This window comes from Mucilaginibacter calamicampi (assembly GCF_042676765.1).
In the GTDB taxonomy this organism is placed as follows: domain Bacteria; phylum Bacteroidota; class Bacteroidia; order Sphingobacteriales; family Sphingobacteriaceae; genus Mucilaginibacter; species Mucilaginibacter calamicampi.
In genome coordinates this window covers 35,856-57,897 of the sequence record NZ_JBHTHU010000002.1, presented here as the reverse complement: position 1 = coordinate 57,897, position 22,042 = coordinate 35,856, and the positions used below count along the sequence as shown (strand labels likewise).

At 41.5% G+C, this 22,042-nt stretch carries 23 protein-coding genes; 10 read left to right on the top strand and 13 right to left on the bottom strand.

Going from position 1 to position 22,042, the window contains the following annotated elements:
- The first annotated feature begins 34 nt into the window (after positions 1–34).
- Together ACFQZS_RS04380 and ACFQZS_RS04375 are read left to right on the top strand one after the other, a co-directional pair.
- Positions 35–1,000: a hypothetical protein gene (locus tag ACFQZS_RS04380; RefSeq protein ID WP_377097666.1), complete on the top strand. Its 966-nt coding sequence runs from the start codon at positions 35–37 to the stop codon at positions 998–1,000.
- A gap of 58 nt (positions 1,001–1,058) precedes the next feature.
- Positions 1,059–1,532 carry a response regulator transcription factor gene (locus tag ACFQZS_RS04375; RefSeq protein WP_377097664.1) on the top strand — a complete coding sequence of 158 codons (474 nt, stop codon included), beginning with the start codon at positions 1,059–1,061 and terminating at the stop codon, positions 1,530–1,532.
- A gap of 72 nt (positions 1,533–1,604) precedes the next feature.
- Here ACFQZS_RS04375 and ACFQZS_RS04370 read toward each other — a convergent pair whose 3' ends face one another.
- Positions 1,605–2,207, bottom strand: coding sequence for an FMN-dependent NADH-azoreductase (locus ACFQZS_RS04370; protein ID WP_377097662.1), 603 nt, complete (start codon positions 2,205–2,207; stop codon positions 1,605–1,607).
- Between the two features lie 105 nt (positions 2,208–2,312).
- On the opposite strand from ACFQZS_RS04370, the gene ACFQZS_RS04365 reads away from it, so the two are divergent.
- Positions 2,313–2,675 carry a winged helix-turn-helix transcriptional regulator gene (locus ACFQZS_RS04365; RefSeq protein ID WP_377097660.1) on the top strand — a complete coding sequence of 121 codons (363 nt, stop codon included), beginning with the start codon at positions 2,313–2,315 and terminating at the stop codon, positions 2,673–2,675.
- On the opposite strand, the gene ACFQZS_RS04360 is transcribed toward ACFQZS_RS04365, so the two are convergent.
- From ACFQZS_RS04360 to ACFQZS_RS04345, 4 genes are all read right to left on the bottom strand, one after another.
- Entirely contained in the window at positions 2,668–3,513 is an 846-nt protein-coding gene (locus tag ACFQZS_RS04360) for a sialate O-acetylesterase (RefSeq protein WP_377097659.1), read from the bottom strand. The genes ACFQZS_RS04365 and ACFQZS_RS04360 overlap by 8 nt on opposite strands.
- Before the next feature lie 50 nt (positions 3,514–3,563).
- A complete protein-coding gene (locus ACFQZS_RS04355) occupies positions 3,564–4,457 on the bottom strand; it encodes an alpha/beta hydrolase (RefSeq protein WP_377097657.1) in 894 nt (297 codons plus the stop codon).
- Between the two features lie 210 nt (positions 4,458–4,667).
- Positions 4,668–7,388 (bottom strand): ThuA domain-containing protein, encoded by a 2,721-nt coding sequence (locus tag ACFQZS_RS04350; RefSeq protein WP_377097655.1) that lies wholly within the window; start codon positions 7,386–7,388, stop codon positions 4,668–4,670.
- A 58-nt stretch (positions 7,389–7,446) separates the two neighbouring features.
- A complete protein-coding gene (locus tag ACFQZS_RS04345) occupies positions 7,447–7,977 on the bottom strand; it encodes a lipocalin family protein (RefSeq protein WP_377097653.1) in 531 nt (176 codons plus the stop codon).
- A 66-nt stretch (positions 7,978–8,043) separates the two neighbouring features.
- Here ACFQZS_RS04345 and ACFQZS_RS04340 point away from each other — a divergent pair, with 66 nt between their 5' ends.
- The gene (locus ACFQZS_RS04340) at positions 8,044–8,838 is read left to right on the top strand and encodes an SDR family oxidoreductase (protein ID WP_377097651.1); all 795 of its coding nucleotides are present in this window, start codon (positions 8,044–8,046) and stop codon (positions 8,836–8,838) included.
- 47 nt (positions 8,839–8,885) lie between these two features.
- Here the strand turns inward: ACFQZS_RS04340 and ACFQZS_RS04335 are convergent, their stop codons facing one another.
- Positions 8,886–9,545, bottom strand: a complete 660-nt coding sequence (locus ACFQZS_RS04335; RefSeq protein ID WP_377097649.1) for a bifunctional 4-hydroxy-2-oxoglutarate aldolase/2-dehydro-3-deoxy-phosphogluconate aldolase — start codon at positions 9,543–9,545, stop codon at positions 8,886–8,888.
- Positions 9,546–9,781: 236 nt separating this feature from the next.
- On the opposite strand from ACFQZS_RS04335, the gene ACFQZS_RS04330 reads away from it, so the two are divergent.
- Both ACFQZS_RS04330 and ACFQZS_RS04325 read left to right on the top strand, forming a co-directional pair.
- Entirely contained in the window at positions 9,782–10,807 is a 1,026-nt protein-coding gene (locus tag ACFQZS_RS04330; RefSeq protein WP_377097647.1) for a PfkB family carbohydrate kinase, read from the top strand.
- 105 nt (positions 10,808–10,912) lie between these two features.
- The gene (locus ACFQZS_RS04325; protein WP_377097645.1) at positions 10,913–11,365 is read left to right on the top strand and encodes a YhcH/YjgK/YiaL family protein; all 453 of its coding nucleotides are present in this window, start codon (positions 10,913–10,915) and stop codon (positions 11,363–11,365) included.
- A gap of 439 nt (positions 11,366–11,804) precedes the next feature.
- Here the strand turns inward: ACFQZS_RS04325 and yidC are convergent, their stop codons facing one another.
- The 6 genes from yidC to trpS all read right to left on the bottom strand — a co-directional run bounded on the left by yidC (position 11,805) and on the right by trpS (position 18,709).
- Positions 11,805–13,613, bottom strand: a complete 1,809-nt coding sequence (gene yidC, locus ACFQZS_RS04320; RefSeq protein ID WP_377097643.1) for a membrane protein insertase YidC — start codon at positions 13,611–13,613, stop codon at positions 11,805–11,807.
- Between the two features lie 23 nt (positions 13,614–13,636).
- Positions 13,637–15,247: a CTP synthase gene (locus ACFQZS_RS04315; RefSeq protein ID WP_377097641.1), complete on the bottom strand. Its 1,611-nt coding sequence runs from the start codon at positions 15,245–15,247 to the stop codon at positions 13,637–13,639.
- 237 nt (positions 15,248–15,484) lie between these two features.
- The gene (gene kdsB, locus ACFQZS_RS04310) at positions 15,485–16,210 is read right to left on the bottom strand and encodes a 3-deoxy-manno-octulosonate cytidylyltransferase (protein WP_377097639.1); all 726 of its coding nucleotides are present in this window, start codon (positions 16,208–16,210) and stop codon (positions 15,485–15,487) included.
- Complete coding sequence (locus ACFQZS_RS04305) at positions 16,207–16,953, bottom strand: hypothetical protein (RefSeq protein ID WP_377097637.1); 747 nt, start codon at positions 16,951–16,953, stop codon at positions 16,207–16,209. The genes kdsB and ACFQZS_RS04305 overlap by 4 nt, the downstream gene beginning before the upstream one ends.
- Positions 16,954–16,973: 20 nt before the next feature.
- The gene (locus ACFQZS_RS04300) at positions 16,974–17,588 is read right to left on the bottom strand and encodes a deoxynucleoside kinase (protein WP_377097635.1); all 615 of its coding nucleotides are present in this window, start codon (positions 17,586–17,588) and stop codon (positions 16,974–16,976) included.
- Between the two features lie 125 nt (positions 17,589–17,713).
- Complete coding sequence (trpS, locus tag ACFQZS_RS04295) at positions 17,714–18,709, bottom strand: tryptophan--tRNA ligase (RefSeq protein ID WP_377097633.1); 996 nt, start codon at positions 18,707–18,709, stop codon at positions 17,714–17,716.
- 38 nt (positions 18,710–18,747) lie between these two features.
- Here trpS and ACFQZS_RS04290 point away from each other — a divergent pair, with 38 nt between their 5' ends.
- The 4 genes from ACFQZS_RS04290 to ACFQZS_RS04275 all read left to right on the top strand — a co-directional run bounded on the left by ACFQZS_RS04290 (position 18,748) and on the right by ACFQZS_RS04275 (position 21,242).
- On the top strand, positions 18,748–19,476 hold the full coding sequence (locus ACFQZS_RS04290; RefSeq protein WP_377097631.1) for a lysophospholipid acyltransferase family protein: 729 nt from the start codon (positions 18,748–18,750) through the stop codon (positions 19,474–19,476).
- A gap of 2 nt (positions 19,477–19,478) precedes the next feature.
- Positions 19,479–19,766: an Asp-tRNA(Asn)/Glu-tRNA(Gln) amidotransferase subunit GatC gene (gatC, locus tag ACFQZS_RS04285; protein ID WP_377097629.1), complete on the top strand. Its 288-nt coding sequence runs from the start codon at positions 19,479–19,481 to the stop codon at positions 19,764–19,766.
- A 63-nt stretch (positions 19,767–19,829) separates the two neighbouring features.
- Positions 19,830–20,615 (top strand): ABC transporter ATP-binding protein, encoded by a 786-nt coding sequence (locus ACFQZS_RS04280; RefSeq protein WP_377097627.1) that lies wholly within the window; start codon positions 19,830–19,832, stop codon positions 20,613–20,615.
- Between the two features lie 12 nt (positions 20,616–20,627).
- Positions 20,628–21,242: a hypothetical protein gene (locus tag ACFQZS_RS04275; RefSeq protein WP_377097626.1), complete on the top strand. Its 615-nt coding sequence runs from the start codon at positions 20,628–20,630 to the stop codon at positions 21,240–21,242.
- Here ACFQZS_RS04275 and ACFQZS_RS04270 read toward each other — a convergent pair whose 3' ends face one another.
- Entirely contained in the window at positions 21,243–22,028 is a 786-nt protein-coding gene (locus tag ACFQZS_RS04270; RefSeq protein ID WP_377097624.1) for a hypothetical protein, read from the bottom strand.
- Positions 22,029–22,042: the final 14 nt, after the last annotated feature.

Below are 22,042 nucleotides of genomic sequence, written 5' to 3'. Positions count from 1 at the left end.
ATACTTTTTGTAACTTATACCAAAAATTACCGCTATGCTGAATAGAATCCTGCTAATCTGCGTTGTTTCTATATTATCACTTCTCAAAGCCGATGCGCAAATAACCTATCTGGACAACTCACTACCCACAGACACCCCTCGCCTGTTTGCGCCGGGAATCGTGTCGGATGGTTTGAACAACCGCGACTTTACTATATCGCCATCAGGCAATGAGCTGTTTTTTACGTTACAGCAGCCCCGATTTATCAGCAGTACTATTTTATATATGCGGAAAGAGAACGGCAAATGGAGTAACCCCATGGTAGCACCATTCTCCGGCAAATACCGCGACCTGGAGGCTGCATTCTCTCCGGACGGTAATACGGTTTACTTCTCGTCAGACAGGCCTTTAAAAGCAGGGGAAACAAAAAAAGACTTCGATATATGGAAAGTTAAGCGCCTGGCCGACGGAAAATATGCCGAGCCCGAGAATTTGGGAAGTACAGTCAACTCAGCCAAAGATGAGTTTTTCCCAAGCGTTACCAAAACCGGCGATCTGTATTTTACTGTGCAGGCAGCGTACGGTAAAGGCAGCGAGGATATTGTAGAATGTAAACTAACCGATAAAGGTTATTTAGCACCGGTTAGTTTACCCGAAGACATTAATACCAAGTTTGATGAATTTAACGCATTTATTGACCCTGACGGACAATTTATAATATTCACCAGCTATGGGCGTGCTGATGACATGGGTCGTGGAGATCTTTATATAGCCCGAAAAGACGCGGCAGGAAAATGGCTGCCTGCAAAGCATCTTCCCGCACCTTACAATTCGCCATTGCTTGATTATTGCCCATATGTTACGCCCGACAAAAAGTATCTGTTTTTTACAAGCCCCCGTATTAATACCGCTTTGCAAAACATACAACAAAAGGATTATGGGCAAATAACATCTTTACTAAACGGCCCGGGAAATGGTGCTGATGACATTTATTGGGTAAAATTCACTGAGCTTAAGTAACGCAAAAAATATCGGTTATTTGTAATTTCACAAAGCAAACAGACCAATAGAATAGCCAATGTATTTTAAGCTGATCAACAAAAACAAACAAGTAATATTATATGGTGTTGCGCTGGCGGCCTTGCTTGTGCTGTTAAAATGGTTGGAATTTAAGTTGATAATAGTTGACCACGCATTTGAAATGTACATTGGCGCTATAGCTATTTTTTTTACCGCGCTTGGGATATGGCTGGCGTTAAAACTGACAAAGCCTAAAGTAAAGACCGTGGTGATTGAAAGACCGGTTTATAAAGGTGCGATGCCTGATTTCAAAATAAATCAGCAGGAAATTGACAAACTGAACCTAAGTTCGCGCGAATTGGAAGTACTACAACTGATGGCACAGGGACTTAGCAATCAGGAAATATCAGAGAGATTGTTTGTATCACTCAATACTATTAAGACCCATTCGTCAAAAATATTTGAGAAGATGGAAGTAAAGCGTCGTACACAAGCCGTCGAAATGGCCCAACGTTTAGGAATAATATCTTAATAAGTATACGGCGCTTGCGTTATAAACAACCAAGCCGCCCAACTTAGTCAGGCGACTCGGTTATTACTGCAGTTAGTTTAAACGTATTCCTGCTATACCTTTTTCTAAGGCTATGTCTTTAACATCAGGTAACGCCGTGCCCTCTACCCTGAATACGGTTAGGTCGGTTAAGCCAATATGGCCCAACACGGTTTTTAGGTAGGGAGCCACAAAATCATTTCCCTGCATAGGTCCTTCTGAATAGATACCACCAGTAGATTCGGCGATGTAAACTTTTTTGTTTTCCAGTAAGCCCTGCAAGCCGTTCTCATCATATTTAAATGTAACGCCTGCCCTAACAATATGATCTAACCAGGCCTTAAGACTTGAGTGGATGCTATAATTGTACATTGGCGCTCCAATTACAATAAAATCTGCATCTCTAAGCGCTTGTATCGCATCATCAGAATGTTTAACCGCTTCCTTCAGGGCCGCGCTTCTGCTTTCTGCCGGTGTAAAAAAAGATGTTAAATGTGCCTCTTCCAGGTGCGGAAAATGTTGTTCAACTAAATTAAATTCTGCTACGGTACTGCCTGGGTGTGCTGCTTTGATCTTTTCAACAATCGCATTTCCTAGTTTTATGCTGAATGATGCCGCACCACGCGGGCTTGAAATAATGTGCAATATCTTTTTCATAGTATCTGTTTTTTTATTGCTCAAAACTACCTACATTTACTAACAAAAGGTTACTACTATACAAAAGGTAAGTAGTAACCTTTTGTATAGTAGCACTAAACAGATATGGTTGTAGAAGGAAAAAATCTGAACACTCAGGAATGCAGCAAACTCCTTAACGCCGTGGGCGATGCCTTATACGTTATCGGTGGGAAGTGGAAATTACGCGTAATTATAGCCTTACGCGAAGGCCATACGCGCTTTAACCTGATACAGCGTGCTATTGACGGGATATCTGCCAAGGTGCTTACAAGCGAGTTGAAGGACCTTGAATTGAACGGATTTGTAAAACGCAATGTACATACAGGGACTCCTGTAATTGTAGAATACCAATTGACACCTTATGCCGACACGCTAAACGACGTTTTAACCGCGCTATTTTCATGGGGTATTCAACATCGGGAGCGTATAAGAGAGGGTTCTATTTAAAGCCGGTAGGTTTTTTTAAAAGGGCAAGCATCTTAATACCATAGCGCCTGCCTAACTCTCTGCAACCCGCGGCATCAAAATGTAGTTTATCCTCTCCGGCCGTGCAGCCGGCTGATGATATAACATAAGCGTTCGGTATAATTTTTGGCAAGGTGGCAATCTGTTTATTCATATCAGCGCAAATTCCACCCTGATCAGCATTTACAGTCTCTCCGGCAAGCAGCGGCACTGCATTTGGTGTAAGTTTTATATCTGCAAGCAGCTTGTCATAAACCTCTTTTACTCTGCTTGTCCATTGGGCATCGTCTTTATTAGACTCGCCCTGGTGTAATAATATTCCCTTTATCACGCCAACTTTTTGGGCCATTTTTGCCAACTCCACCAATCGGGCGTAAGGATTTCCTCCCAGATCCTTAGCTATGCCTTGCATCCAATCAGGCGTAAATGTCAAATAACTTTTGTATTCGCTCTGTTGATATATTTCCATTTTCGCGCCTGCTATTGAAACATTTATAATGCCTATTTTGATGTTTTTAGGCAAGTTTGCGGCAACAGTACGTGCGAAATAATCTGCAGGGCTCAGGCCTGTCCAACAGCGGCATAATGGGGGTTTTGCGGTATACCACTTATCTTTCACCCTGTTCAGATTAACGCAATCAACCGCCTGCAGCACTTTTATGCGCGGGTCTATCCAAACAACGTCCCGGGTTTCTATAGGAGCGCCGCCTTCCATGTTTGACTGCCCGAAGCAGAGAAAAATGTAAAAGTTTTTGTCTTGCGAGAAACTTTTAACATTTACAAACAGTAAGGCGGCGATCGCTAATAGCTTAAACTTCATTAATCTTAAAACTTAAAATTAACACTAAGCCGTATAACCTGTTAATAGCATTATTCCGAATAAACGTACTTAGGGAATGATGCAACATCAACAGGTTTAAATATCAACTGTGAATACATATATAAGCCGTTTTTCCAAACTTTAAAATTGTGCTCTCCCGGCTCAGTATAATAAATATGCGGAACGCCTTTTAATGCAGCATAATCATGCGTTCTTTTGCTGTTGGTAATTAATCTGTCTTCGGTACCACATGATATCCAAAGCAGTTTTAACTGTTTTTTGGCCGCTTCCGGGTCAGGGAACAATTGTTCTGCAGGTTTGGTATTTGGGGCCGAAGAAAAAGCACCTATCCATGCAAACTTATCCAAATTACCTAAGCCAAAGTTTAATGATTGGCCACCACCCATAGAAAGGCCTGCTATTGCACGGTGCTCCCTGTCGGTTAATACTGAATATTTGCTTTCGATATAAGGTATAAGATCTACCAAAAGGTCTTTTTCAAAAGTAGCGAAGCCTTGAACTTTTGGGCCTGACATTGAATTTGACCTGGTATCGTCTTTTGACGCACGGCCATTTGGCATAACAATTATCATAGGCTCAGCTTTTCCATCAGCATACAAATTATCCATTATGATCTGAGGGTGTCCGCCATCGTTAAGCCACTCTTTTTCGTCGCCACCAATACCATGTAATAGGTAAAGTACAGGATATTTTTTGCTTGCAGTATAACCCGGTGGGGTGTAAACTGTAGCTTTTCTAACAGTTCCAACTGTGGTTGAGTTCCATGATACTGAATCAATTTTACCATGTTTGATGTTAGTTCTTTCTACATCATAAGTGGCCGGCATTTGCTTTACAACGCCTTGCGAAAGAGCAGGGAGAGTAAATACTGATGATAAGGCGATTGCACATGCAACTACCTTAATGTGTGATAACGCTTTCATTGTTTTAACTTTATTTTTGGTTGTTTTAATGCGAAAAAAATGTTTGGTTTAGCGGACTAATTTATAAAGTAGTGCAAAATCGCATTTTTTTAATTGTTTATGCAACAATTAAGGGAAATATGAAACTCTTTAACAAAGCTGTTACGATAACACTCCTGCCAGAAATATTAAAGGCTGAAAACTATTACGTTCCCAGCCTCTAACATTGTGCTATTTTTTGGCAGGTGCCAGCGAAAACACCCAATTAACTATTTGCTTAGCCTGATCTGGCTTGAGCGCCGGGTGAGGCGGCATGGCTACATCGCCCCATACACCGCTGCCACCATTTATAACTTTTTGAGATAATTTTGTAGCGTTAACTGTATTGTGTGCATATTTCTTTGCCACTTCTGTAAAAGCAGGGCCAATGGATTTTTCGGCAACCTTATGGCAAGCAGGACAATCCAAGCTCATCATTAACGCCCTGCCCGGATCATTAAGCTTTGCTGTTGCCGCAGCAGCTACAGCAGCCTGACTGGCACCTGCTACCACGCTGGTACTTTTACTTTTTCCGGTACCCGTGGCATCGCTTGCAGATACTGATACTGTGTAATTTCCTTTTGCGGTATAGGTATAAGTTAAAGCAGGTACTGTGGTTACACGCTTAATTCCATTGCCTAAATTCCAATTGTAACGCACTATTTTGTTATTTTCAGCATCGTTAGCCGTTGCTGTGAACGTAACGGTAAAAGGTACATCCCCGGCGGTTTTGTTAGCGCTTACAGTAGTAACCTGCGGTGCTACATTCCCGGTACTATAGTCAATTCTGGAAAGCGCTGCATCAGGGTTCCTTGCGAACCAACCATTTCCATATTCAAGTACGTATAGTTTGCCGTCAGGTCCAACTTCCATATCAACAGGGGCATTAAACTTGGTGCTCTCCATAAATGGCTCCATGTTATCATAATCCCCTTCTGGTGTTAACGTAACTGCCTTTATCCAACCACGCATCCACTCGTAAATAATAAACTTGCCGTTGTAATATGCAGGCAAGCCGGGTTTTACATATCTGTCGCCATAATATACCGGGCCTGCCATAGCAGTACGTCCACCGGCTCCGGTTTGCGGGAAATCAGCAGATGCGGTATAGGGATACCATATAAATGCAGGTTGTGCAGGCGGTAACTCGGTTAAACCTGTATTATTTCTTGAATTGTTAATTGGCTTCAAAGGGTCAAAAGCGGGACCCGATTTGCCGGTACCATAGTCATAGTCATGATAAGCCAGGTTGGGCCCAATAAACAGCGGCCAGCCAAAGTTACCCGCTTTGCGGGCCTGGTTAACTTCGTCATACCCTTTTGGGCCGCGGGTAGCCATGCTGTCTGCCTGTGCATCCGGGCCTACTTCGCCCCAGTATAAATACTGTGTTTTAGGGTCGATAGAAATACGATAAGGGTTACGATTGCCCATTACATAAATCTCAGGACGAGTTTTTGGCGTTCCCTTTGCGAAAAGATTTCCGTCAGGTATTTCGTATGTCCCATCAGGTTTAATTTTTATACGAAGTATTTTTCCGCGCAGGTCATTGGTATTACCGGCGGCTCTACGGTCATCATTGGTTTCAAAACCAGGGCGCTGATCCAGCGGAGCAAATGAGTTGGTATTTGGCGCGCCTTTAGGTACATTTTCTTCATCAAATGGCGAAGTATTGTCACCTGTTGATAAGTATAATTCGTGATCCTTGCCAAACGCAATTGAACCGCCTGTATGGCAGCAGGTTTCGCGGTCCGTTTTAACTTCTAAAATTCTCTTTTCGCTTTTAAGGTCGAATACGTTGTTTTTAAAGGTGAAGCGCGATAGGTAATTAACCGGTTTATTATCCGGGCTTGCCGGGCTGTAATAGACGTATAAGTAATTGTTAGTTTTAAAATCAGGATCAAGCTGTATGCCCAACAAGCCATCCTCTATAGGGTGGGTTGCTTTTTTCAATTCTTTAAAATACACATTCAGTTTGGCAACTTGATTTAAAGTTTTAGTCGCCTGGCTATATTTTAATATCTCCCCCCTACGCTGAACTATCAAAATATCTAAATTAGGCAGTATCGCCATTTCGGTAGGTTCGGTAAATTTACCTATAGAAAGTACTTTTTTAGCGAAGCGCGCTTCATCAGGCGCGTGCTGTGCTTTAACTTTGGTATAATCTAAAGCCGGATGATCCATGGCATAGTTAATACCGCCAAGTATATGCTTAACCATCAGGTCCTCACTATACGACTCCTTTGTATGGCCTAAACCTGTATAAAAAACCTTACCGCCATCAAATTCGTGATACCAGGCTATGGGGTGATTCGCTCCCATTTTAAAGCGGTTAAAGTTGGCGTTATAGGTTAGGCTTGATTCTTCAAGATTAATAAGCACCTTAACTTCTTTATTCAACATTTTATAATGATACCACTCATCCTTGCGTTTCCACTCGGTGGGTAACATACTGGTTGACGGATGGTTTTTATCTACTACGGTCATAGTAGCCATTTGCTGTTGCGGATGTGCTGCAAAATAGGCACCAATCATCCGTCCATACCAGCGCCAGTCGTATAAAGCGTCAGCGGCAGCATGTATACCAACAAAACCGCCTCCGGCTTGTATATACCTTTGCAGATCAACACGTTGATAGGGATCAAGAAAAGAGCCGGTTGTGCTTACAAATATTACAGCTGAATATTTTTTTAGATTATTTTCTGAGATCTTGTTGGCGTCAGAACTAGTATCTACGGCAAAGTTATTTTCTTTCCCCATTTTCATGATCGCTTCGGCGGCAGCCTGCCGTGAATCATGTGGAAATGCCGCTACTTTAGTGAAAACCAGCACACGTTTTTGTGCCGATGCAGTGCACACTGCAAAAAACATACAGATAAGCGTTAGCTTAACTGTATTTAAAAGTTTGAAAGTCATAATGTATTTGTTATAATCGGTATAAAGCAAATATGCAATATTTATATATAATTAGCTGTTAGTTTTGGACGGTTTTTACCAGTTTGCGAACGTCAAATCCTTTGCTTGCCGCCATAGCCAGTAAATGATTATAAGTCTGGCTATCCATTTGCGGTTTACGATTCAATATCCATAAGTATTTACGGTTGGGATGCCCAACAACAGCATAAGAATAATCATGTGCCAACCCTATTATCCAATATTTCCCTTTAAACGGCCACTGAAACTGAACGGTTAATTTCGCATTGGTTTTTTTATCAACCACACGGGCTTCGCCATCGGCAACAGATAATTTTCCTTCTTTTATACAGGAATTTTTAACAGCGATGCTACCATCAGCATTAAGGCTGTATTCTGCAAAGGTATTGCTACAACCACGTTCAAAACGTTGAGGAAACGCGGCGATCTCATACCATTTACCTAAGTACTTTTCCAGTTCTACAAACTGAACTGTTTGCAGGGGTTCATCATTGTTTCTTAGTGCAAGCGCTGCGGCGCCCGCTAAACCAATTATGGCAGTAGTAGCTAATATCTCTCTTTTATACTTCATACTATAACAACGGCTAAAGGGCACCAAAAGTTTAAATACCGACTTAAAAAACGGCATATTTGCTTTATGGTGATAAGTATATTAGGCTGCGGTTGGTACGGTAAGGCGTTAGGTGCTGAATTAATTAAAAAGGGTATAACTGTAAATGGTTCAACTACATCTTCGGAGAAAATTGGAATACTTAAAGCACAGTGTATAAAACCTTATTTGATAGACCTATCGCCGCAAAGTAAAACAATTGACGATGACTTTTTTAGCTGCGACTTATTATGGATAAGCATCCCCCCCAGGGCCAGAGCAGGCAGAGGAATGGAATACATTGCGCAGATAGCTGAATTAGTTGGCATAATAAATAAGCATGCTATCAAACATGTAGTATTGATCAGTTCTACAGGTGTTTATGGCGACAATAATACTACAGTAACAGAGCTGGATGAACCCAATCCGGATGGCGAGTCCGGAAAGATTTTGCTTGAAGCTGAAAATATATTACGAAGTGAAACAGATTTTACAACCACCATTATCCGTTTTGCAGGTTTGATTGGCCCGGGGCGAGATCCGGGAAGGTTCTTTGCGGGTAAAACAGGCATTCAAAATGGCGATGCGCCTGTAAATCTTATCCACCTAACAGATTGCGTTGGTGTTAGTTGCGCGATAGTAGAAAAGCAAGCATTTGGAAATATTTACAATGCATCAGCTCCTCAACACCCATCGCGGGCAGAGTTTTACACCAAAGCGGCTGAACGTTCGGGGCTGGAGAAGCCAGCCTTTATCAGCGAAAAAAGAAGCTGGAAGATTATAGACAGTGTAAATGTACCTACCTTATTGCAGTACACTTATCAGGTAAATTTAAACGAATAACGGCCCCTGCTTTCAGGAGCCGTTATTTATTTTATAAAGGATAAAACTTATCTGCTGGCGTTAACTATCTCAATAGCTTGCTTGGTAGATTCTGTTAGTTCGGCATATTTTTTACCGTCCATTACATCTTTACTTACCAGCTGGCTACCCATACCAACTGCGCATACACCCGCTTTGAACCATCCGCCAATGCTTTCTTTGGTTAGTTCAACACCGCCTGTAGGCATAAATAACAGGTTGGGAAACAGCACTTTTATGCTTGACAAAAATGCCGGGCCCAATATGTTGCCGGGAAACAACTTGATAACTTTTGCGCCCAAGTTCTCAGCCCTGATAACTTCAGATGGTGTCATACAACCTGGTACCCAAAGTAAACCGTTCTTTTCTGAAACCTCAACAACCTCTTCAACCAATCCGGGGCTAATAATGTAATCGGCACCCGCATCTGCAAATGCCTGTGCAGCTTTAGCGTCTTTAATTGTGCCAACACCCAGATACATGCCACCTAATTCCTTATCGCAAACCTCGCGTAGTTTTACAAAATTTTTCAGAGCGGCTTCGCCGCGGTTAGTGTACTCAATGGTCTTTACGCCTGCCGCGTAAAGCGCACGTAAAATATTTACACTAACTTCTTCATCCTGATGAAAAAACAGAGGTAATATGCCCTGTTCCTGTATCAATTTTAATATGGTGGCTTTCTTATCCATGGTTGTTAACCCGTTAATTTTAATATGATTTAAGAGGGGGTAAAAGTAAAAAACAAATATGTAAAACGGCAGGTTTGCAGCGCCAATAATTGCAAATTGTTTACGAAAACGTTAGCGGCAACTTTTCAACTAAAAAGCTTCCTATTTATTTAGGTTTAACGTAGTTTTGGTGACTTTGTAAAAAAGCAACCAATTTGGTCTAATATTAATTTTCAAACTTAAATACAGCAATAACGATGTCTAAAAAAGTCGTAACCCTTGGAGAGATAATGCTGAGATTATCAACTCCTGATTTTAAAAGATTTGTACAGTCAGACAGCCTTGAGGTAACTTATGGCGGTGGCGAGGCTAATGTTTCGGCTGCGCTTTGTAATTACGGCTTAAATGGCGTGTTTGTATCAAAGGTACCTAACAATGCCATTGGTCAATCGGCTATTAACCACTTACGCCGCTACGGAGTTGATACGCAGTTTGTAGCACGCGGTGGTGACCGTTTAGGCATTTATTTTTTAGAGACAGGTGCTTCTATGCGTGCATCGCAGGTTATTTATGACCGTGCGGGTGCTTCTATAGCTGATGTTGATGCCAGTGAATTTGATTTTGATAAAATATTTGAAGGTGCCGATTGGTTCCATACAACAGGTATTACCCCTGCTTTAAGCGACAAAGCAGCTGCCCTTACCTTAGCTGCCCTTAAAGCCGCTAAAGCTAAAGGTGTTACTACCAGTATTGACCTTAACTTCCGTAAAAAATTATGGAGCAAAGAGAAAGCCCGCGTGGTAATGACAGAGCTTTGCCAATATGTTGATGTTTGCATTGGCAACGAAGAAGATGCCGATACCACTTTAGGCTTTACAAGCGAAGGCACCGACGTAACCAAAGGCGAATTGAACCTTGACGGCTACAAAAGCGTTTTCAAACAAATGAAAGATAAGTTCGGCTTTAAATACATTGCTTCTACCCTGCGCGAAAGCCATAGTGCTTCTGACAACGGATGGAGTGCTTTGGTATATGATGGCAATGAGTTTTACCACTCTAAACAATACGAAGTGCGTATAGTTGACCGCGTTGGTAGCGGCGACTCTTTCGCCAGCGGGTTTATTTTTGGTTTAGTTACCGGTATGGCTTTGGGTGATGCTGCCGAATTTGGTGTAGCTGCTTCTGCTTTGAAACACACTATTCCGGGCGACTTGAACCACGCTACTTTGAACGAAGTTAAAGAACTGGTTAAAGGCGACGGATCAGGACGGGTACAGAGATAGTTTTTTTAGTCCATAGGCCATGGTCAATAGTCCATGGTTTATGGTTATATTAATTACAAGTCGCTATGGTCTATGGCCCATCGACTATGGGCAAAATAAACTAACATGATATTAGATACATTAGAAAACGGCAATAAGTACTTCAGCCTGCACCCCAACTTTAAGGTGGCATTTGATTACCTTACCTCAACCGACTTAAAAGCGCTTGAGGTGGGTAAGTTTGAAATTGCACCCGGCGTTAAGGCAATCGTATCAGACAGCGAAGGCAAAACTGCCGAGGTTGCTTTGCAGAAGTTTGAATGTCACAATAAAAACATTGATATACAGGTGTGTATTCAAGGCAGCGAAACCATTGGCTGGAAACCGCGCCAGGACTGCACCAACGCTAAAGGCGAAGGCTACAACGAAGAAAAGGATGTTACCTTTTTTGACCACACGCCTGATATGTACTTTGGTGTAAAAGACGGGCAATTTGTTATCTTTTATCCCGAAGATGTACATGCGCCTATGATTGGGCAAGGTTTGATAAAAAAGCTGGTTGTTAAGGTAACTATATAATTTAAATACCTTCCGCACATATTAAGGCTTGCATATTTTGCAGGCCTTTTTTATTGAACGTGTTGCAGAGTAATTGGCAACACTTTGCAACACTTGCAACAGCATTTTTTGCAACTATTTAACCATCAATCCTTTACAACTATTAACTGTTTAAACATACAACACTTTGCAACACACTTATTCGTCAGGATTTTTAGCTGTAAAATGTTATTAAATAATTGAATTTCAAATAATTGCAAAAAGCGAAATAACTGTGATTTTCTGCAACACTTTGTGAAGTTGTCATTGCGAGGAACGAAGCAATGACAACTTTTCTCCGTGCGCTTGCTTCGTGCCTCACAATGACAGAACGGTATAAGTTTAATTATAATAACACTTAAATTCCTAAACAAAAAAGGGCCGCACAAGCGGCCCTCTAAAAATACTAGTCTCTGATCAACTATTTCTTTTTACCCTGAAGCTGTTGTTGCTGACGCATCATTTCTTCCATTTTGGCACCGAAACCTGATTTCTTTTTGGTGCTTTCGGGTTTCTTTTTATTCTCTTGTATCTGCGCATGTATCTTCTTATCATCAACCATTAAACGGATGATGTATTGCTGCAGGAAGGTAAACATGTTAGCCAGGAAGTAATAATAGTTCAAACCTGCCGGATAACTATTCAATGCCCCTAAGAATATAATAGGCGTGATGTAGCCTATGTATTTCATTTGCCCGGTTACGCCCGAGATCTGGTTGTTAAAGTAGGTGTAGATAAGCGTAGAAATGGTCATCAGCACACACATCAAACTTAAGTGATCTCCTAAGAACGGAATGGTGAAACCAAACTTTACAAAGGCATCATAAGTAGACAGATCATGCATCCATAAAAAGCTTTCGCCCCTTAGCTCAAACAAACTTGGGAAGAACCTGAAGAACGCAATTACGATAGGCATCTGCAGCAATAAGGGCAAACATCCCCCTAAAGGATTTACCCCTGCCTTTTTATAGAGTTTGAGATATTCCTGTTGCAATAAAGTTGGGTTGTCCTCTCCTACCTTAGCTTTTATCTCGTCCATTTCGGGCTTAAGCACACGCATTTTAGCCATTGACAGGTAAGATTTATAAGTAAGCGGCGATAAAACCAGCTTTAAAATAACAGTAAGCGCCAGGATTATTAAGCCATAGCTCCAGTTAAACTGTTCTAAGAAATGGAACACCGGTAACACAGCAAACCTGTTGATGTATTTTAAAGGTCCCCAGCCCAGATCAACCTGTTTCTCCAAATCATAACCCTGCGTTTGCAAAAAGTCAAATTTGTTGTAACCAAAGTAAAACTCCATAGGGAATGTACCGTTAGCAGCACGGTCCACTACCAGGTTGGCCTTCATTTCCTTAATATGCACATGGTCAGAAGTGTCATGGCTAACAGCCATGTTTGCTTTACTGATGCCATTTTTAGCAATTAACACACTCGAGAAAAAATGCGCCTTAAATGATACCCATTGTATTTTATGGTCGGCTACTTCCTTAGCATCGTCCTTAGTTTCGCTCAGGTAGTCAACACCATCATCAAATGTGTTATAAAAAACAGATGAATATTGGCGCTCCAGGGCCATATCCATTTCCTGTTTGCGCACATTGCTTTCCCAATTCAGGTTAAACTTGTCGCTGTTGGCTACTACACCATCTAAACCCACAGGTTTAACAGTAAAGGCAACTTTATAACCTTCCTCCGGCAGTGTATATACATAGTCAATGTACTGTGTAGGGCTATAGCTTAAACGCAACGCTACTGTATTTGAACCATCAGTATATACCTGACCAAAATACCTTTCGTTGGTGTTAACAATAGTTGAACCGACTGTTAAAGTGGTACCAAACTTATTGTCTGTACCATCAAATAATATCAGGGGCTTTTTGTCAAAAGTTTTAAAATTCTTTAGCTCGGCAGAGTAAACGCGCGCGCCACGGGTGCTTATTTTTAAGCGGATATCCTTATTCTCTAAAGTGATCAGCTGCTCACCACCTGCCAACGAAGCACCGAAAGGGGCTTTTAAGGCGGCAGAATCAATAGCTGGTTTTGCAGCAGTATCTGCGGCTGAATGTACAACAGCTTGTACCGGATTCTTACCGGCTTTTTTCAAAGAGTCCAGATGTACTCTTTGTTTTTCTTTTTGGATCTCAGCGTCTGTTGGTTTCATTAAATAAACCGAACCGGCAATGATGATCATAATCAGGAATAATCCTGTAAACGTATTTCTATCCATTATATCGTATCTCGTACAAAATGTTACTTCTTGCGGGCATAAGCCATGGAAGCGGCGACAAAGTTAATAAAAAGTGGATGCGGATTAGCAACCGTTGATTTTAATTCGGGGTGGAACTGCGCACCCACAAAAAACGGGTGATTTTTTAACTCAACTATCTCTACCAGGTTATTTTGCGGGTTAAAGCCCGAAGGTACCAGCCCTGCCTTTTCGTATTGGTTCAAATATTCGTTATTAAATTCATATCTGTGGCGATGGCGCTCTGTGATATGCTGCTTGCCATATATGGCAGCGGCTTTGGTACCTTTCTTTATATCGCAAGGGTATGATCCTAAACGCATTGTACCGCCTTTGTTTACTACTTTCTTTTGCTCCTCCATCATGGCAATAACCGGGTTGGGGGTATCCGGGTTCATTTCTGTACTGCTGGCACCGTCAAGCATTAAAACATTACGGCCAAACTCAACAACGGCGCATTGCATACCCAGGCATATACCAAAGAACGGGATATTATTTTCGCGCACATATTTAATGGCCGCTATCTTGCCTTCAAAACCACGTTCGCCAAATCCGGGTGCAACCAATACACCGTGCAGGCCCTGTAGTTTCTCTATAGCGTTTTGCGGGGTTAATTCTTCAGACTTAATGTATCTTACCTTAACCTTGCATTCGTTTTTTGCACCTGCATGGATGAATGACTCTATTATTGATTTATAAGCATCAGGCAATTCTACGTATTTACCAACCAGGCCAATGCAAACATCAGATGTAGGGTTTTTTAAACGCCCTAAAAAGTCTTTCCAGTTTTCAAGGTCAGGTTCTACTTTATGTGGTAGCTTCAATTTTGTTAATACCGTTTTATCCAATTGCTCTTTCAACATCAATAACGGTACATCATAAATAGATGGCGCGTCTATTGATTCGACTACAGCATTGATGTTAACGTTACAAAACAAAGCGATTTTTTTTCTGAGATCAGTATTTAAATGGTGTTCTGTGCGGCAAACAAGTATATCCGGCTGTATACCGTACTCCAGTAACATTTTAACCGAGTGCTGGGTAGGCTTGGTTTTTAACTCGCCTGCAGCAGCTAAATACGGTACCAGCGTTAGATGAATAACCAATGAATTGCCCGAACCCGCTTCCCACCTGAACTGGCGTACAGCCTCAATGTAAGGTAACGACTCAATATCGCCTACAGTGCCGCCCAATTCAGTTATAACAATATCATACTCTCCGCTTTCGCCAAGTATGCGCATGTTTCTTTTTATCTCGTCGGTAATGTGTGGTACCACCTGTACGGTTTTACCCAAAAAAGCACCTTCGCGTTCTTTGTTGATAACATTTTGATAGATGCGACCGGTGGTAATGTTGTTCGCCTGCGAAGTTGGCGTATTTAAAAAACGTTCGTAATGACCAAGGTCCAGATCGGTTTCGGCACCATCCTCGGTAACATAACACTCGCCATGCTCGTACGGATTAAGTGTTCCGGGATCAATGTTAATGTATGGATCAAACTTTTGGATGGTTACGCGATAGCCGCGCGATTGAAGCAATTTAGCCAGAGAAGCTGATATAATACCCTTTCCTAACGAAGAGGTTACACCGCCCGTAACAAATATATATTTGGTCATGATTTTTGTTTGTGTACGGGATACAAAAGTAGAAATATTTTCGGGAGTTTGGGGTATAAAAAAAGATTTACCAAACAGGCTGATAATGAAAGGTTATGAATAGTTTTAAATTACCTATGTCGCGCAGATGGTGAAAAAAATGTCATTGCGAGGTACGAAGCAATCGCGAACTTTGCATAAAGGCATTGCATCCTTGCGATTGCTTCGTACCTCGCAATGATAAGTTGAGAATGTGGTTTACGGCAACAATTCCAGATCGGCAGGCGTATCAACCGCGTAGGTTTCAAACTCCGTTTCGGCAACCTTAATGCGGTAACCATTCTCTATCCAGCGTAATTGCTCTAAAGCTTCGGCTTTTTCTAAGGCGGAAACTTCCAGCTTGGTTATTTGCTGCAAAACGTCTGCCCTATAGCCGTAAATGCCAATATGTTTGTAGTAAGTATAAAACTCCAGCCAGTTTTGCGGCTCTTCGCCCCTTATGTGCGGTAAAGCCGAGCGCGAAAAATATACGGCCTCATTAAGTTTATTTACCACCACTTTTGGCGAGTTGGGATTGTGCAGTTCCTGTTCAGTTTTTATCCGTTTAATCAATGTAGCTATCTGCACATCAGTCGCATCAAAACATGCAGCAAGTTTGCTTATCTGTTCGGGTTCAATGTAGGGTTCATCGCCCTGAATATTGATAATAACGTCATAACCATTATGGATGGATGCTACCTCCGCGCAACGGTCCGTTCCGCTTTGGTGTTGGTCGCTTGTTATAACGGCCTTACCACCAAAGTTGATGACATGATCAAATATCCGGTCGTCATCTGTAGCCACCACAACACTGGTCAGATCAGCACATTTGGCAGCCTGCTCATAAACCCGCTGTATCATGCTTTTACCGGCAATATCAACCAAAGGTTTGCCCGGAAAACGGGATGACGCGTAACGTGCCGGTATAATACCTAATATGTTCATTGTTTAAACGTAATGGTTTTAAAGCCGGCTAAAGCCGCTTGTTGATCGGCTAAAGGAAGGTTTATCCCATTCATTTGAAAATTAAACTTTCCGGTGCGGCTTTTAATATAAATGCCTGTCATTCCTTTGCCGGGCACGGTGGGCCACAGCGTTTTTATGATATACTTATCGGTGGTATCTATTTTAAAATTGTGCCTTTTAGTTAGCAAGGGTATACCTAACGGTATAGTCTTAACTTCGCCGTTGCTAACTATATCTATCATGTAATCCGCTGTCGGGAATTCAATTTTTTGCGAAGGGGAAAGTTTATAAATACGCTGAACTTTTTCTACGGGATAAGGTTCAACCTTAACAAGCGAGGAGTCTTTTATACCCTTCATTTGCATCTCGCTTTTCTTTAACGCATCAACATTGGCTGAATCTGTGTAGGTTACATCAGGTTTACAGAAATGACAAGCCTCCCGCCATCCACCCTTTTCTAAATAATACTGCTCTGTTACTACAAGATTATTGGCGTAGCCCATATCGCTACCCTCAAAATTTAGTACCAGATTAGGGCCGGTAATAAAGCCTCCAAACGAGTCGCCAAAAGGGCCACCTTGCTCGCCCCCGTTCTGATAATTCCAACCCTCCGGAAGAGCAATGGTAAACTTATTTACGTCCAGCTCTTTGAATCCATCGGGAACCGACTTACAACCAACCAAAAGATATAAAAGCGCAAAAATGATGTGGTTCTTTTTCATGTTACTAATCATTTTCGCTATTAAAACAAGCCATTTATTTCTCTTTCAATGGCTTGAACAATGACGCCCATGTCCTCCGTATTATTGGCAAAATCGAGGTTATCCTTATCCAATATCAGCAATTTGCCCAGGTTGTAATTGTTTATCCATTTGTCGTACTTCTCGTTCAGTTTTGATAAATAATCAATACGGATGCCTATTTCATACTCACGGCCGCGGCGCTGAATATTATTTACCAGCGTAGGCACAGATGCCTTTAAATAAACCAGCAGATCAGGCGGTTTTATGTACTCTGTGATATTGTCGAATATGGAGGTGTAGTTTTCGTAATCGCGGGTGGTCATCAGGCCCATATCATGCAGGTTTTCCGCAAAAATGTAAGCATCCTCATAAATGGTTCTATCCTGAAGAATGTTGCGCCCGCTTTTTTGTATCTCGATGATCTGGCGGTAGCGGCTGTTCAAAAAATAGATCTGCAGGTTAAAGCTCCAACGCTTCATATCGCTGTAAAAATCTTCCAGGTAAGGGTTATTGTCAACTGCTTCAAAAAGAGGGTCCCAGCCGTAGTTTTTGGCCAGCATTTCGGTGAGCGTGGTTTTGCCCGCTCCTATATTTCCAACAATAGCTATATGCATCTTCAGTTAATGGATTTTTGGTTTATAGTTCATGGTAGATTGTTCAAAGCATGAACATACCTTATTCTCTTAAATTTATCGACTAATATACACTATGAACCATCAACTACCAACCATCAACACTACTAAAAACTTCTAAAGCCGATGATCTCCCTCACATCCTTAATAGTACGCGATGCGCTTTCGCGGGCTTTCTCTGCTCCCATTCCCGCTACTTTGCTTAGGTATTCCGTATCAGCAGCTATGGCATTTATACGATCGCGTATAGGTGCTGTTGCTATGATCATATCCTCGGCCAATTGTTTTTTAAGGTCGCCGTAACGTACCTGGCAGCTATTGTATAAGTTGTTAAAATGATCGTAAGTATCCTGCGCTGATACCACTTTCATTAAATCGAACAAATTCTGTATCTCATCAGGCTTTTGCTGATTCTCAACCGTCGGGCCGCTATCTGTAACAGCACGCATTACCTTTTTGCGGATAACCTCGGGGGAATCACCTAAAAATATGGCGTTACCCTCTCCTTCTGATTTGCCCATTTTACCTTTACCATCTAATCCGGGTATTTTTACCAGGTTGCTGCTAAAGTTAAACGCATAAGGTTCAGGAAAATACTCGTTGTTATATAAACGATTAAAGCGGTTACCGAAAGTGCGGGCCATCTCTAAATGCTGCTCCTGATCTTTACCTACAGGCACTTTAGTCGCTTTGTGTATCAGTATATCGGCGGTCATTAATACGGGGTAGGTTAACAAACCCGCGTTTACGTTTTCGGGATTGGCACGAACCTTATCTTTAAATGAAGTGCTGCGCTCCAGTTCGCCTAAGTAGGCATTCATGTTAAGGTACAGATACAGTTCGGCAATTTCCGGCACATCAGATTGTACGTAGATAGTTGCTTTTTCAGGATCTATGCCCGCGGCCAGGTACTCTATTAATACGCTTTTAACGTTAGTGTGCAAGTTGGCCGGTGTAGGGTGTGTTGTAAGCGAATGCAGATCGGCAATAAAGAAAAAACAATTGTATTCGTGCTGCATTTTCACGAAGTTTTGTATCGCACCATAGTAATTACCGAGGTGCAGATTTCCGGTAGAGCGAATACCACTTACAACAATTTCCATAGCGGCGAAAGTAAGTATTTTTTCTATTTTTGGTGACGATGAAAATAATATTGAGGAAGGTACACTGCTTTTTATACGCAGCCTCAGTGGGCCTCACCTACGCCATATGCTTACCTTTTCTGTACCTTTTATCCCGCAATACCCGCAATTATAAATACATGAATGCCATAAGGCGTGCCTGGGGTTTTGTGAGTTCAATATTGGTTGGCATAGTTTACAATTTTAAATACGAAAAGGCTATCGACTGGAGCCGCACTTACATAATTTGCCCCAACCACACCTCTAATCTGGATATTACCGCCATGACCCTATTGGTTAAAAACAATAACCACTGCTTTATGGGCAAAGAGGAGCTGCTGAATAGTTTTGTAACGCGCCTCTTTTTTAAAACTGTTGACATTCCCGTTAACCGCGAAAGTAAAATGTCATCGTACCGCGCGTTTAAAAGAGCATCAGAGGTGCTGGCGAACGGCACATCTGTTATTATTTTTCCGGAGGGGAAAATAGCGGATGATTATCCGCCCCGTCTGCAAGAGTTTAAAAATGGCCCGTTCCGGTTGGCAATTGAATTAAAAGTGCCTATAATTCCGGTAACTTCTGTTAATACCTGGAAGATTTTATGGGATAGCGGCGTTCAGCATGGCAGCAAACCGGGGATTTGTAATATATTTGTACATGAGCCGGTAGAAACGGCGCAATTAACTTTGGATGATGCCGACGATCTGCGCGATAAAGTTTATGGCATCATCAAACAAAAATTTGAATAAAAATGAATATTGATAAGGAAACCGTTGATAAGATAGCCCACCTTGCCCGCCTTGATCTGCACGAAGATGATAAGCAGGAAATGATTGGCGACATGAACCGGATACTTGATTTTATGGCGAAATTGAACGAAGTAGATACTTCGGGAGTTGAGCCGCTGGTTTACATGTCAACCGAGGTGAATGTTGTGCGGGAAGATATTGCAAAACAAGAGATAACTACCGAAGAAGCGCTTGAAAACGCACCTAAACATAATGATCAATACTTTTTGGTGGCTAAGGTTATTGGATAAAGACAATTTATAAACAGCCGTAACATTTTTAACAATACGCCGTCAAAGCAATAAAAATAATATATGAAGCCACTCATCACCATTAAAGACATTGGAAGAAAATATGTAATAGGCTCTGAAGTAATTCACGCCTTAAAATCTGTGTCTTTAACCATAAACAAAGGTGAATTTGTGGCGCTAATGGGTCCTTCAGGTTCGGGCAAATCAACCTTGATGAATATTCTGGGTTGTTTGGATACACCTACCAAAGGTGAATATATTCTGAATGGCATTGATGCCAGCCACATGACTGATAACGAACTTGCAGAAGTGCGCAACAGCGAGATCGGCTTTGTTTTTCAAACATTTAACTTACTGCCGCGTAATAGCGCGTTAGACAATGTTGCTTTACCGTTGGTTTATGCCGGCGTTAGCAAGGATGATCGTAATGAACGCGCCCGCCAGGCATTAACTAATGTTGGCCTTGGGCATCGTGTGGATCATAAACCCAACGAACTTTCGGGTGGTCAGCGGCAACGTGTTGCTGTGGCCAGGGCGCTTATAAATGATCCTTCCATAATTTTGGCGGATGAGCCTACCGGTAACCTGGATACAAAAACCTCAATTGAAATAATGGGGCTTATTGAGGATATCCACGCTAAGGGTAATACCATTATTTTGGTTACGCACGAGGAAGATATAGCACAGCATGCGCACCGTATTGTACGTATGCGCGATGGTTTGATTGAAAAAGATTACGCAAACCCTAAGATAATTACTGTTGACAGAAGCAAGATAGTTAAGGATGAGGTTGAGCAGGTTGAAGAGGAAGAAGAAAAACCGGCTTCTAAGATCAAGCTGAGTAAATAGTTTATTTAACGAATGGATAATTTACATTTTGACGATAGCGGCCTCAATAACGCCACTATTGATAATTTTAAAGCCATTTATTCAACCGTTAAAAACCGTTTCAATCTACAATTTACCGGGCACATTAATTTTCACCTGGAAGACTTTGAGGCTTTTAGAAATTGCCTTGAAATTAACCAGCGGGCATCATGTGTAATTAAGCACGAGCGCAGCGACTCCTATTTATTATTCATAGAAACAAAACATACGGGTAAAGGACATCATGCCGAAGAACATTACCTGTACCACACCTGGGCGCTTGCCTACCTGAAGAAGGATTTTGGAAGAATTGTTATCAGGCCGGAAACGCTGCGCGATAAAATTATTGAGCTGATACATCCCCTTGAGCTTGATTTTGATGATGATAAAGCCTTTAGCGATACTTTTTATGTAATTGTAAGCGATGTACAAAAAGCTAAAGACTGCATGGACCGCAAGTTCAGAAACGCGGTGATGGATATCCGCGATAATGACTTTATTATTGAGATAGTAAACCACACCCTGATAATTGGCAGCCACCACCCTATGCAACCAGAAAAAGCTTTTGAGATAGCTGATTTTGTTAACCAATTGGCAGGGTTTTGCTAATTACCACCATCTTGCATTCTCCTGCTGCTTTGATCGTTTTCCTTTCTCGTTGTTTGAGTTTATAAATTCAAAATTTTCCCAACCGAATTTAAAATATTTGCTGTTCGGTGAGAACTCTCCAGCTCCTATGTCGAAGGCGTCACCGTAAGGAATTCTATAGTCGCCCCAATTGCATTTTTTGCTTTTTGTAGCACCATACTGTATCCATGTACCTACGAACTCGTTATTTGAATAGCCATCAGCATTTAATTCGATATCATCGTAATAAACCTTATTATTCTTATCTAAATAAAAACTGGTAGCAAACGCACCGCTAAATACACCCGAATGTAATTGTTTTTTATCTTCTGAGATTGTATAATCACCTATAATGATAAACTGGCCTTTGATCCCCTTGTTCTTAAATTCGTCATCTACACCATAACCGGTAATTCTATACTTTTTAATTGCTGAGACGTTAATAGTACCCTCAAAATCGTTAATGTTATTTTTTACCATCGTTTTTCCAAATACATGATAGGTGCCTGTATTTGTACTATCTTTAATAACTTTAACAAATTTGATTCGCAATCGCTGGAAATTTTCTCCGATAAAACCATAAACAAATTTATTTTCAGTGTGCATCCAAAGCCTTGATAGGTCCGTTGATGCAAACTGCCTTTTATATTCTGTTGGAACAAGGTTTTTGTTGGAGAAATACTCTTTTCTGAACTGAGTGGCATCCGATTGAGAGAGTGATGTATTGTACGCAATAAAAATTAGCGCTATTGCAAAAAAATATTTCATATTGGTTCAGCTTA